The sequence below is a fragment of the Bradyrhizobium sp. SZCCHNR1015 genome, from assembly GCF_032489875.1.
Lineage (GTDB): Bacteria > Pseudomonadota > Alphaproteobacteria > Rhizobiales > Xanthobacteraceae > Bradyrhizobium.
Map to the genome: position 1 here is coordinate 25935 of NZ_JAUEYW010000002.1, position 12153 is coordinate 38087.

The window sequence follows — 12153 nt, forward strand, 5'->3', positions numbered from 1 at the left end:
GTTCATTCCGCCGCGGCGCGTTCGCTCGCGGTGTGGGCGAGGAAGCGTTCGGCTTCGAGGGCAGCCATGCAGCCCATGCCGGCGGCGGTGATCGCCTGCCGATAGGTTTCGTCGGCGACGTCGCCGGCGGCAAACACGCCGGGAACGGAGGTCGCGGTCGAGCCCGGCACCACCTCGACGTAACCGGACGGTTTCAATTTGAGCTGACCTGCGACCAGCTCCGTCGCCGGCGCATGGCCGATCGCGACGAACACGCCATCGGCGGGCAGCTCGGTGACGGCGCCGGTCTTGACGTTCTTCAGGCGAACATGCGTGACCTTGGATGGCGAGCTGGCGCCGCAGATCTCATCGAGGGCGCTGTCCCAGACGACCTTGATCTTGGGATGCTTGAACAGCCGCTCCTGCAGGATGCGCTCGGCACGGAAATGGTCGCGCCGGTGCACGACGGTGACGGTCGACGCAAAATTGGTCAGGAACAGCGCTTCCTCGACGGCGGTGTTGCCACCGCCGACCACGATGACTTCCTTGCCGCGATAGAAGAAGCCGTCGCAGGTCGCGCAGGCCGAGACACCGAAGCCCTTGAACGTCTCCTCCGACGGTAGCCCGAGCCAGCGCGCCTGGGCGCCGGTCGCCAGAATGACGGTCTCGGCGAGGTAGACGTCACCGGAGTCGCAGGTCAGGCGGAACGGACGCTGTCCCAGCTCCAGCTTGGTCACGAGGTCCGTCTTGATCTGGGCGCCGACATGCGTCGCCTGCTTTTCCATCTGCTCCATCAGCCAGGGACCCTGGATGACGTCGGCAAATCCCGGATAGTTTTCTACGTCGGTGGTGATGGTGAGCTGGCCGCCTGGCTGGATGCCCTGGATCAGCACCGGCTCCAGCATAGCTCGTGCCGCGTAGATCGCCGCCGTATAGCCGGCAGGGCCGGAACCGATGATGACGACTTTGGCATGGATCGGAGCTTGCATGTGGCCGAAGACTCGCTGGAAAAGGGAGGATTGACGACGCAGCGAGCGGAATGCGCGGAAGAAACGCCCCGAAGCCCCATCGAAAATGTCAAATCCAAGTCTAAGCCATCTGGCAAGCTATGCAAGAATTGCAACGCATCTCGGCGAATTTTCCCTTCACGACCCGGTCAACAGGGGAAATCTAAAGTAATAAAATTGCGCAAATTGACCGGCCTGCGCTAAGAGAGTTGCCCATCGTCCCCCGGCGCCCCTGCGCCTCCTCCTATCCCGCCAGAGCCCACAATCCCCGTGTCCAAGAATCTTGATGAGATCGATCTCAAAATCCTGAGCGAAATCCAGGCCGATGGCAGGATCACCAATGTCGAGCTTGCCAAGCGGGTCGGCATCTCGCCGCCGCCTTGCCTGCGCCGGGTCAGGACCCTGGAGGAGGAAGGCTACATCATCGGCTACCGGGGCCTGCTCGACCCGCGCAAGCTCGGCTTCGATGTGACCGTGTTCGCCTCGGTCCACCTATCCAGCCAGGCGGACGCCGACCTGAAGGCGTTCGAAGAGTTCGTGCGGTCCGAGCCGCTGGTGCGGGAATGCTGGATGCTGTCCGGCGAGGTGGACTTCATCCTGAAATGCGTGGCACCGGACATGGCGACGTTTCAGGAGTTCGTGACCCACCTGACGGCGGCGCCCCATGTGCGCAACGTCAGGACCTCGCTGGTGCTGCATAACTCCAAATACGAGGCGGCCGTGCCGCTCGAGGTCAAGGGACGGAGTTAGGCCTCGAGGGTCATTCCGGGGCGGCCCCGCAGGGGCTGAACCCGGAATCTCGAGATGGCGTCGATAAGCTCTGGATTTCGGGTTCGATGCTGTCGCATCGCCCCGGAATGACAGTGGAGCGAGTGATCAGCTCTTCTTCCGCAGCAGCGCGTCCAGGCTGATCGGGCCGCCGCCGGCCGTCGCCAGATACAGGCAGGAGAAGCAGAACGCGATCGCCGCGGTGCCGTTGTTCAGGAGCGGCAGCCATACCGGCTCACCTGTCTTGAACATGTGGCCCATGAAGTAGGCGAAGGCCATCTCGCCAGCCAGGATGAATGCGACGGGCCGCGTGAGCAGACCGACCATCAGCAACGCGCCGAGTACCAGCTCGATCATGCCGGCCGTGTAGATCAGCGGCGGAATGTTGGCGAAGTACGGGATGACAGGAAACTTGAAGATCTTGGCCACGCCGTATTGAAACAACAGCAGGCCGGTGATGAAGCGAAACAGGCTGAGTGCAGCCGGTTGCCATTTCGAGAGCATCTGCTCCATGTGTGATCGTCCCCCAACAGAAAACCATGATGCGACGATGGCCGGTTCGGTCGTTGCCGCCCCGGCTCGTCGGCCGCAGATTTAGCTGATTACCGCAACTGCGTCACCGGCATGCGTCGTGACAGGCGATGAATTGGGCGTGTACTGCCGAAGTGGCGGCCCTTGCCGCCGTGCAACCGCCGGAAACGATGAAGGGCCGCGCCTCAGCGCAGCCCTTCGATTCGTTCAGCCGGGACGTTGCCCTGTCTCAGCGCCACTCGACCTTGGCGATCTCGTAGGACTTGGCGCCGCCGGGCGCCATGACCTCGACGGTGGTGCCCATCTTCTTGCCGATCAGTGCGCGCGCCAGCGGCGAGGTGATGGAGATCTTGCCTTTCTTGGCGTCCGCCTCGACCTCGCCGACGATCTGCCAGACCGTCTTCTTCTCAGTGTCCTCGTCGATCAGGGTCACCGTCGCGCCGAACTTGATCGTGTCGCCGGAGAGCTTGGTCACATCGATGATGTCGGCGCGCGCGAGCTTGTCCTCGAGCTCGGCGATGCGGCCCTCGTTGTGAGACTGCTCTTCCTTTGCGGCGTGATATTCCGCGTTCTCGGACAGGTCGCCATGCGAACGCGCTTCCGCGATATGTTCGATGATGCGCGGACGGTCCACCGATTGGCGCTGCTTGAGCTCGTTCTCCAACGCGGCGTAGCCCATCGAAGTCATGGGAACCTTTTCCACCATCTCTTCTCGTCCTTCAGTCGTGCGGGCGGGGGCGCGCACGATCAGCATCTTCAGAATAGGCCTTTGCGGCTCAAAGCAAAGCCTGAAGGCCCGGCAAGACCGTCCCGTCAAAGGCCGGTACAACATCGAACGGGGCGGCGAGTTCCTGCTGAAAGCTTCTATTGCCGATTGTTGCCAACCGCTTAGCAGGCGTTCGCCCGCGCGCTGCGATTAGTTTTCGGAAAAGTAACTCTGCAGGGTGCGGACCTCAAGGTCTCCCCCGAGATAGGCACGGATGCCTTGCGCGGCCGCCACGGCACCCGAAAGAGTGGTGTAATACGGCACTTTATGCAAGAGGGCAGCGCGCCGCAGCGAGCGGCTGTCAGCCAGCGCTTGCGGGCCTTCGGTGGTGTTGAAGACCAGCTGGATGTCGCCATTGGTGATGGCGTCCACGATGTGCGGCCGTCCCTCCAGCACCTTGTTGATCTTCTCGGTCGGCACGCCCTGGTCGGTCAGGAAACGCTGGGTGCCGGACGTCGCCACCACCTTGAAGCCGAGTTCGTGCAGCATCCGCACCACCTCCGTGATGCGCGCCTTGTCGCTTTCACGCACCGACACGAACACCGTGCCTTTGCGCGGCACGCGTGTGCCGCCCCCAAGCTGGCTCTTGGCGAACGCCACGGCGAACGAGCGGTCGATGCCCATCACCTCGCCGGTGGAGCGCATCTCCGGGCCGAGCACGGTGTCGACGCCGGGGAAGCGGGCGAACGGGAAGACCGATTCCTTGACCCCGACATGCTTGAGCGCGCGCTTCTTCAGCCCGAAATCGGCGAGCTTCTCGCCCGCCATGATCCGGGCCGCGATCTTGGCGACCGGCGTGCCAACCACCTTGGCGACGAAGGGCACCGTGCGCGAGGCGCGCGGGTTGACCTCGAGCACGTAGATCGTGCCGTCCTTGATCGCATATTGCACGTTCATCAGGCCGACGACGTCGAGCCCGAGCGCCAGCTCGCGGGTCTGCCGTTCCAGCTCGGCGATGGTCGCCTCGTCGAGCGAATGCGGCGGCAGCGAGCAGGCGGAGTCGCCGGAATGGATACCGGCCTCCTCGATGTGCTCCATGATGCCGACGATGAAGGTGTCCTTGCCGTCGGACAGGCAGTCCACATCGATCTCGGTGGCGTCGGACAGGTAGCGGTCGAACAGCAGCGGGTTCTTGCCCAGCACCGTGTTGATCTGGCCGGTCTTGTCGTTGGGATAGCGCGCCTTGACGTCGGCCGGCACCAGCTCCGGCAGGGTGCCGAGCAGGTAGTCGCTGAGCTGGTTGTCCTCGCGGATGATCTGCATCGCGCGGCCGCCGAGCACATAGGACGGACGCACCACCAGCGGCAGGCCGAGATCGGCCGCCACCAGGCGCGCCTGCTCGACCGAGTAGGCGATGCCGTTCTTCGGCTGCTTCAGATGCAGCTTGTCGAGGATGCGCTTGAAGCGGTCGCGGTCCTCGGCCAGGTCGATGGCCTCAGGCGAGGTGCCGAGGATCGGTACCTCGGCGGCTTCGAGCGCGCGCGCGAGCTTCAGCGGCGTCTGGCCGCCGAACTGCACGATGACGCCATGCACGGTGCCGTTCTTGCGCTCGGTGGCGATGATCTCGAGCACGTCCTCGGCCGTCAGCGGCTCGAAATACAGCCGGTCGGCGGTGTCGTAGTCGGTCGAGACCGTCTCCGGATTGCAGTTGACCATGATGGTCTCGTAGCCGGCATCGGCCAGCGCGAAACAGGCATGGCAGCAGCAATAGTCGAACTCGATGCCCTGGCCGATCCGGTTCGGGCCGCCGCCGAGAATGATGACCTTCTTCTTGTCCGACGGCGCGCTCTCGTCGCCGAGTCGGCCTGCAAACGGCGTCTCATAGCTCGAATACATGTAGGCGGTCGGCGAAGCGAACTCCGCCGCGCAAGTGTCGATTCGCTTGAACGCTGGACGGACGCCGAGCGCCTGCCGCTTGGCGGCGACCTCGGCTTCGGTGGTGTTGGCGAGCACCGCGAGCCGCGCGTCGGAGAAGCCCATCGCCTTCAGCGTGCGCATGCCGCTCGCGTTCGGCGGCAGGCCGTGGCGGCGGACCTTGTCCTCCATCTCGACGATTCCACGCATCTGCGCCAGGAACCAGGGATCGATCTTGCAGGAGTTGAAGATGTCCTCGTCCGACCAGCCGAGGCGCATCGCCTGGGCGACCTGGAGCAGGCGGTTCGGGGTCGGCGTGCCCAGGGCGGCGCGGATCGCATTCTTGTCGTCGCCGCGGCCGAGCCCCTCGATGTCGATCTCGTCGAGGCCGGTGAGACCGGTCTCGAGACCGCGCAGCGCCTTCTGCAGGCTCTCCTGGAAGGTGCGGCCGATCGCCATGACTTCGCCGACCGATTTCATCGAGGTGGTCAGCGTGGTCGACGCGCCCGGGAATTTCTCGAAGGCGAACCGCGGAATCTTGGTGACGACGTAGTCGATGGTCGGCTCGAACGACGCCGGGGTCGCGCCGCCGGTGATGTCGTTGGCGATCTCGTCCAGCGTGTAGCCGACCGCGAGCTTGGCCGCGACCTTGGCGATCGGGAAGCCGGTGGCCTTCGAGGCCAAGGCCGAGGAGCGCGACACGCGCGGGTTCATCTCGATCACGACCATGCGGCCGTCGGCCGGGTTGACGCCGAACTGCACATTGGAGCCGCCGGTCTCGACGCCGATCTCGCGCAGCACCGCCAGCGAGGCGTCGCGCATGATCTGATATTCCTTGTCGGTCAAGGTCAGCGCCGGCGCGACCGTGATGGAGTCGCCGGTGTGCACGCCCATCGGATCGAGGTTCTCGATCGAGCAGACGATGATGCAGTTGTCCTTCTTGTCGCGGACGACCTCCATCTCGTACTCCTTCCACCCGAGCACCGATTCCTCGATCAGCACTTCGTTGGTGGGGGAGGCATCGAGACCACGCTCGATGATGTCGAGATACTCTTCCTTGTTGTAGGCGATGCCGCCACCGGTGCCGCCCATGGTGAAGGACGGACGGATGATCGCGGGCAGGCCGATCTCGGACAGCGCCATCAGCGCCTGTCCCAGCGCATGCTCCTGATAGCGCTTGCGGCGCTCGTTCTCGCCGAGCGTCCATTGCCGGTCGAGCTCGTCGCGCGCGGCGCCCGACAGCGTCTCGCGCTCGGCCAGATATTTGTCGCGATATTGTTTCTTCAGCGCCGACGCATTGGCGAGCCGCGACTTCGGCGTCTGCAGCCCGATCTTCTCCATCGCGTTGCGGAAGAGCTGGCGGTCCTCGGCCTTGTCGATCGCGTCAGCCGTGGCGCCGATCATCTCGACGTCGAACTTCTCCAGCGTCCCCTGTCGGCGCAGCGACAGCGCGCAGTTCAGCGCGGTCTGCCCGCCCATGGTCGGCAGCAGCGCGAAACCGCCGGGGATGATGTGGCGTTCCTTCTCGATGATCTTGGCGACGATCTCCGGCGTGATCGGCTCGATATAGGTCGCATCGGCCAATTCCGGATCGGTCATGATCGTGGCCGGATTGGAATTGACGAGGACGACGCGATAGCCCTCCTCCTTCAGCGCCTTCACCGCCTGCGTACCGGAATAGTCGAATTCGCAGGCCTGGCCGATCACGATCGGACCGGCGCCAATGATCAGGATGGTCGAGATGTCGGTTCGTTTCGGCATTCAAGCTCACGGGCAAGAAACGGCAGAGAATTGGGCACAAAAAAAGGGCGCGCGTGCTGCGCGTCCCCGAAGGCCAAGGGCCAAGGCGCGACCAGTGCTCGCGCGCGAGCGGTCTTTAGACCAGTTTCCTCTGAGCGAAAAGGGTTTTGGCCCGAAATCAACGGTCAAATTGGCCGGAGCTGGCGGAAGGGCGGCGGATGGCTCGCAGAGCCGAAGCCGCGCAGCGGCGAAGGCTGGAGGCCCGGCCTGGACTTGAACCAGGTTCAAGAGCGTTGCACCGCTCTTCGCGTCGTAGCTTCCGCCACCGGGCCGGGAATGATCTTACCTCTCACGGCCGCGTGAGCCAGCCCGTGTTTCAGTTAACCCTAATCCGGTTGCTCGATGTTGGGCCAGCGCGCGGGCTGGTCGGCTCGGCCGGTCACGCGGTTCCCGTCACCGGCTGCGCCACGAAGGTCATGCGCCAGGGATTGTGGCCGATATTCTTCGGCGCTCGGACAGCGCTGAGGCCGGCCTTCTTCAGCCGCGCCAGGATCTCGGCCTCGCTGTAGCGCTGCAGGCCGACCTTCGTCCGCAGCTGCCGGTAATCGGACAGGGCAGTGGCGACCAGCCCGACCATGGCATCCTTGAGGAAGCCGTCCCGTGCGGCGAACATCAGCAGCGCGAGCACGTCGCGGCCCATGCCAACGTCCGGGCGCAGGACGTCGCCGAGGACGAACTTTCCGGACGGCTTCAGCAGCCGCCTGATCACGGCCAGGGCTGCGTCGAATTCCGCCTCGCTCATGTACTGTGCCACGGAGTTCATGACGACGAGGTCGATCGAGCCTTCCTGCATGTTGCGCAGCTCGTCCAGCGAGCGCACGCGGATCTTGGTGTTGGGGGCGAAACGCGCGATCAGCCGGCCGCGCACGCCCGGCGCCGGCTCGGCCAGGATCAGCGTCATGCAGGCGTCGGCGACCTTGGCGGCCGATAAGGCCTCTCCGCAGGAATAGTCGAGAACGACCGCGTCGGGCGAGGGGATATAGCCGACGATGTCGCGCGCAATCGCCTGGAAGTGCAGGTCGCGATGCAGCTTGCTCGCATAGATCGTGTGCGTGGAATCGTAATAGTCGATCCAGTCGTCCATGGCGGGTTCCGGCAAACACAGTTCCTTGATGGGAACTTGAGGGGTCAGCGAGCGTTAACGGGTCCGATCACCCGTGTCCATCGCTGCTTCTAACAGGAAGGCTGACCCGTGAGTAAAGCAAAGACCGACAAGACCGCCCCCGAGCTCGATACCCCGACCGATCTGTCGCCGGACGCCGTGAACAAGATTTCGACGGCGCTGAACACGCTGCTGGCCGATGCGTTCGCGCTTTACCTTAAGACCAAGAATTTCCACTGGCACGTCAGCGGCCGGCACTTCCATGACTATCACCTGATGCTCGACGAGCAGTCGGACGCGATCTTCGCCACGACGGACCAGCTCGCCGAGCGAGTTCGCAAGCTCGGCGGTACCACGGTCAAGTCGATCGGCCAGATCAGCAAGCTGCAGACCATCAAGGACAACAACGAGGAGTATGTGCCGCCGCGCGAGATGTTGCGGGAGTTGATGGAGGACAACAAGCACATGGCGGCCGCGATGCGGAAGGCGCACGAGCTGTGCGACGACAATGACGATCCGGCCACCGCGGGATTGCTGGAGACCTTCATCGACGAGACAGAGCGCCGCACCTGGTTCTTGTTCGAAGCCAGCCGCCAGGAAGGCAGCAACGCGGCGTAAGCGGGCCCGCGTCGAGTTGAGGCCCGGGCGCGCTGCGAGCACGCGGTGCGCCCGTCCAGTCTCTATGCCGGGCTATGCGGAGTGGCCGAGTGCCGACCAGCTCCGATAGATCATGTAAGCCGCCACCACGAACACCACAGTGGCAAACACCTTGTTCAGGGTGCCGCGCGTGCCTGACAGTCGAGCCGCCAGCTTCGCACCGACCAGGCCACCGGCGATGCCGGCGACAAGAAAGGTCGCCGCCAGCGTCCAGTCGACCAGTCCCGACAGCGCGTAGTTAGCCGCGGTCGTCAGTCCGAACGCCGTGACGGACACGAGCGAGGAGCCGATCGCGTAAAGGATCGGCATGCCCGTTGCAAACATCAGAGCCGGAACGATCAGGAAGCCGCCGCCGATGCCGAAGAAGCCGGACAGCGTTCCGGTGCCGAAGCCGAATGCCACTAGCGCCAACAGATTGTCGCGCGAAAGCTTGACGTCCAGCTGGCTGTTCGTGCCACGCTTGCGCAGCATCAAGAGTCCGATCACGATCATGACGAGGGCGAACAGCAGCAGCAGCTTCTGACCGTCGACCATCTTGCCGAGCGTCGAGCCGGCGAAGGCGCCGACCACGCCCGTTGCCGCGAACACCAGCGCACAAGGCCATTTGACGTTGCCGGAGCGGGCATGATTGGCGAGATTGGCCGCCGCGTTGATCGCCACGGCGACCGCGCTCGTGCCGATCGCGACGTGGGGATTGCCGACGCCTACCAGATACACCATGAGCGGCACGGCCAGCACCGATCCGCCCCCGCCGATCAGGCCGAGCGTGAATCCGACGAAAGAGCCGGACAGCGAGCCGAGCGCAAGCTCGGCAGCGGACAAGGTCATCCTGCGATGCTCCAGAGTGGCGTGCCGCGCCGGTGCCCGGCCGCTGCCAAATGGGAAAGCCGAGCCGCGACGTCTGCCGCGTGCTCGGTGGGGCGAGGGGTGTCTTAGAGTGCGTTGAGCGGCACTTTCAGGAAGCGCCGGCCGTCCTGATCGGGCGTCGGCAGCCGTCCCGCCTTCATGTTCACCTGCAGGGAGGGGATGATCAGTCTGGGCATGTCCAAGGTGCGGTCGCGCGCCTCGCGGGCGGCAACGAACTGATCCTCGGTGATGCCGTCGCGGACGTGGATGTTGTTCGCGCGCTGCTCGGCCACCGTCGTTTCCCAGCGGATGTCGCGGCCGTTTGGACCGTAGTCGTGGCACATGAACAGCCGCGTCGCGTCAGGCAGGTCCAGCACGCGGCGGATCGAGCGATACAGCGTGCGCGCATCGCCGCCAGGAAAGTCGGCCCGTGCCGAGCCGCCATCCGGCATGAACAGCGTGTCGCCGACGAAGGCGGCGTCTCCGATCACATGGGTCATGCAGGCCGGCGTGTGACCCGGCGTATGCATGGCGAAGGCGGTCATTGCGCCGATCCGGTAGCTGTCTCCATCATGGAACAGGCGGTCGAACTGGCTGCCGTCGCGCTGAAACTCGGTGCCTTCGTTGAAGATCTTGCCGAAGGTCTCCTGCACCATCCTGATGTTGGCGCCGATGCCGATCCTGCCGCCCAGCCGGGACTGGATGTAGGGCGCAGCCGACAGATGGTCGGCATGGACATGGGTCTCGATCAGCCAGTCCAGTTGCCAGCCGCGATCCTCGATCAGGCGGATGATCTTGTCGGCCGACTGCGGCGCGATGCGCCCCGAGGCATAGTCGATGTCCATGACTGAATCGATCACGGCGCAGGCCCGCGAGCCTGGGTCCTTGACCACGTAGCTGACGGTGTTGGTGGCGGGGTCGAAGAACGGTGTGACCTCGGGTTTCACCGACAGGTCGACCGGATGTGGCATGCCGGGCATTCAATCCTTCCTCATTCTGAAGTGACCGCGGCGAGCGAGGGCCGGCGGCGCGAGAGCATGCGGGCTGCGGCCATTCCGATCATCATGGCCGTGACGAACAGGACGACGGCAGGCGAGCCGTAGCCGAGCGCCACGAAGGCCGGGCCCGGGCAGATGCCGGCGAGGCCCCAGCCGATGCCGAAGATCGCAGGGCCGGTTGCGATCCGCCAATCCAGCATCTGCGAGGATGGCAGGTGAAATTGGTCACCGAGGACGGGACGCCGGCGCCGGAAAACCAATCGGAAGCCGATGAAGGCGACGCCCACTGCTCCAGCCATCACCAGGATCAGGCTCGGATCCCAGCCGCCGGAGCGGATCGCGGCGAAATCGAGGAAGTCGAGCACCTTCTCCGGATTGGACATGCCCGAGAGCAGCAGCCCGAGGCCGAAGACGAGGCCGACGATGAACTGGATGAAGATGATCATGGCGCCTCACAGCACGTGGCGAACGAGGAAGGTGGTCGCGACCGCGGTGGCCATGAACACCAGCGTGGCGACGATCGAGCGAGGCGACAGGCTGGCGATGCCGCAGACGCCATGACCCGAGGTGCAGCCGTTGCCCCAGACCGCCCCGAAGCCGACCAGCAGCCCGGCTGCAACCATATCGATCGGACCGACCTCCAGCTTCAGCGGCGGCAGGCTCCCGCTGACGATGCGGACCGCAAGGGCGGCCGCGACCAGGCCGCCTATGAAGGCGAGCCGGCCAGCGAGGGCGCTGTCCCAGGGCGGCAACAGCCGCGCGGCAATGCCGCTGACGCCGGCGATGCGGCCGGTCAGGCCCATCAGCATGACGGCTGCAGCGCCGATGAGGGCGCCGCCTGCGAGCGCCGTGACCGCTGTATACTCCGTGATCATATCGTCCTTGATTCCCTCGTCAGGGGGGGCATGTTGCAATCGGCTATCATGTGCATTATTGCATATATACGAAAATGAAGAAGTAACAATGATGACAACACAGGCCAGGCGCAAAACCCGTGAGGCCATGGTGGCGGCGCTCGACGTCAAGGCGGAGGAGGCGGCGGGCCTGCTCGCTGCCATGGCGAATTCGAAGCGCCTCATGGTGCTCTGCAACCTCATCGACGGCGAGCGCGCGGTCGGCGATCTCGCCGAGCAGGTCGGGTTGCGACAGGCGGCGCTGTCGCAGCATCTCGCCAAGATGCGCGCGCTGGATCTCGTCGCCACCCGGCGCGATGGCCAGACGATCTACTATCGGCTGGCGAGCCGCGAGGTCCGCGAGATCCTGCAGACACTGTATCGGCTGTATTGCGCCTGATCAGCGCGCCTGGTGCCACAGGCGCGTGAGTGGGCCATCCGCACCGAGGACGGGATCGGTCGCGGGCAGCGGTACCGCCGGGATCGTCTTCAGGGCGCGCGCGTGGTTCTCCGGCGTCGGCCGCGTGATCTGCATCTTTGGTCCGGGCGGATAGGCGCCGACGATGCAGAAATCGCTGCTGGCGGAGATGCATTGATGTCCGGTGCCCGCCGGCAGAATGGCGACGTCGCCTGGCCGAAGCTCCAGTTCCCGACCGCGGTCGCCGCCGAAGCGGACCCGCGCCGTTCCGCTGGCGACGCCCAGCGCCTCATGCACGGTCGCATGATAGTGCAGATAGTCGTAGACTCCGTTGCGCCACATGTCGCCCCAGCCATTGGCGGCGAACATGCGCTCGATGTCGGCCGCCGGATCGGTGCTATCCAGATCGATGACGGCCTCGTAGACCAGGAACGGCAGCGGATTGTTGGGCACGAGGCCGTCGTCCGTGAATACGATGCCGAGCGGTTCGCTTGTCTTGACGCGTGGCGAGGGGGCGGCAGGCATGGCGACCTC

At 64.8% G+C, this 12153-nt stretch carries 13 protein-coding genes and 1 tRNA gene; 3 read left to right on the plus strand and 11 right to left on the minus strand.

Annotated features, from left to right (window positions below):
* Nucleotides 1-2 precede the first annotated feature (2 nt).
* The gene (gene trxB, locus QX128_RS03900) at nucleotides 3-968 is read right to left on the minus strand and encodes a thioredoxin-disulfide reductase (RefSeq protein ID WP_316236729.1); all 966 of its coding nucleotides are present in this window, start codon (nucleotides 966-968) and stop codon (nucleotides 3-5) included.
* Nucleotides 969-1256: 288 nt separating this feature from the next.
* Here trxB and QX128_RS03905 point away from each other — a divergent pair, with 288 nt between their 5' ends.
* Nucleotides 1257-1736, plus strand: coding sequence for an Lrp/AsnC family transcriptional regulator (locus QX128_RS03905; RefSeq protein ID WP_316236730.1), 480 nt, complete (start codon nucleotides 1257-1259; stop codon nucleotides 1734-1736).
* A gap of 126 nt (nucleotides 1737-1862) precedes the next feature.
* Here QX128_RS03905 and QX128_RS03910 read toward each other — a convergent pair whose 3' ends face one another.
* The 5 genes from QX128_RS03910 to QX128_RS03930 all read right to left on the minus strand — a co-directional run bounded on the left by QX128_RS03910 (nucleotide 1863) and on the right by QX128_RS03930 (nucleotide 7789).
* Nucleotides 1863-2267 (minus strand): DoxX family protein, encoded by a 405-nt coding sequence (locus tag QX128_RS03910; RefSeq protein WP_315802638.1) that lies wholly within the window; start codon nucleotides 2265-2267, stop codon nucleotides 1863-1865.
* Nucleotides 2268-2514: 247 nt separating this feature from the next.
* Nucleotides 2515-2991: a transcription elongation factor GreA gene (greA, locus tag QX128_RS03915; protein ID WP_315717519.1), complete on the minus strand. Its 477-nt coding sequence runs from the start codon at nucleotides 2989-2991 to the stop codon at nucleotides 2515-2517.
* A gap of 210 nt (nucleotides 2992-3201) precedes the next feature.
* The gene (carB, locus tag QX128_RS03920) at nucleotides 3202-6666 is read right to left on the minus strand and encodes a carbamoyl-phosphate synthase large subunit (protein WP_316236731.1); all 3465 of its coding nucleotides are present in this window, start codon (nucleotides 6664-6666) and stop codon (nucleotides 3202-3204) included.
* Between the two features lie 234 nt (nucleotides 6667-6900).
* A tRNA-OTHER gene (locus QX128_RS03925) sits at nucleotides 6901-6977 on the minus strand.
* Between the two features lie 107 nt (nucleotides 6978-7084).
* Nucleotides 7085-7789, minus strand: a complete 705-nt coding sequence (locus QX128_RS03930; protein ID WP_315802640.1) for a class I SAM-dependent methyltransferase — start codon at nucleotides 7787-7789, stop codon at nucleotides 7085-7087.
* 108 nt (nucleotides 7790-7897) lie between these two features.
* Between QX128_RS03930 and QX128_RS03935 the strand changes: the two genes are divergently transcribed.
* The gene (locus QX128_RS03935; RefSeq protein ID WP_315802641.1) at nucleotides 7898-8425 is read left to right on the plus strand and encodes a DNA starvation/stationary phase protection protein; all 528 of its coding nucleotides are present in this window, start codon (nucleotides 7898-7900) and stop codon (nucleotides 8423-8425) included.
* Nucleotides 8426-8497: 72 nt separating this feature from the next.
* Here QX128_RS03935 and QX128_RS03940 read toward each other — a convergent pair whose 3' ends face one another.
* The 4 genes from QX128_RS03940 to QX128_RS03955 all read right to left on the minus strand — a co-directional run bounded on the left by QX128_RS03940 (nucleotide 8498) and on the right by QX128_RS03955 (nucleotide 11387).
* Nucleotides 8498-9292, minus strand: coding sequence for a sulfite exporter TauE/SafE family protein (locus QX128_RS03940; protein WP_316236732.1), 795 nt, complete (start codon nucleotides 9290-9292; stop codon nucleotides 8498-8500).
* 104 nt (nucleotides 9293-9396) lie between these two features.
* Nucleotides 9397-10290, minus strand: a complete 894-nt coding sequence (locus QX128_RS03945; RefSeq protein WP_316236733.1) for an MBL fold metallo-hydrolase — start codon at nucleotides 10288-10290, stop codon at nucleotides 9397-9399.
* Between the two features lie 11 nt (nucleotides 10291-10301).
* Nucleotides 10302-10754, minus strand: coding sequence for a DUF6691 family protein (locus QX128_RS03950; RefSeq protein WP_316236734.1), 453 nt, complete (start codon nucleotides 10752-10754; stop codon nucleotides 10302-10304).
* 6 nt (nucleotides 10755-10760) lie between these two features.
* Nucleotides 10761-11387 carry a YeeE/YedE family protein gene (locus QX128_RS03955; protein WP_316236735.1) on the minus strand — a complete coding sequence of 209 codons (627 nt, stop codon included), beginning with the start codon at nucleotides 11385-11387 and terminating at the stop codon, nucleotides 10761-10763.
* Between QX128_RS03955 and QX128_RS03960 the strand changes: the two genes are divergently transcribed.
* Nucleotides 11275-11601: a metalloregulator ArsR/SmtB family transcription factor gene (locus QX128_RS03960; RefSeq protein ID WP_315802866.1), complete on the plus strand. Its 327-nt coding sequence runs from the start codon at nucleotides 11275-11277 to the stop codon at nucleotides 11599-11601. The genes QX128_RS03955 and QX128_RS03960 overlap by 113 nt on opposite strands.
* Here the strand turns inward: QX128_RS03960 and QX128_RS03965 are convergent, their stop codons facing one another.
* Nucleotides 11602-12144, minus strand: a complete 543-nt coding sequence (locus tag QX128_RS03965; protein ID WP_316236736.1) for a cupin domain-containing protein — start codon at nucleotides 12142-12144, stop codon at nucleotides 11602-11604. It abuts the gene before it with no gap.
* Nucleotides 12145-12153 lie beyond the last annotated feature (9 nt).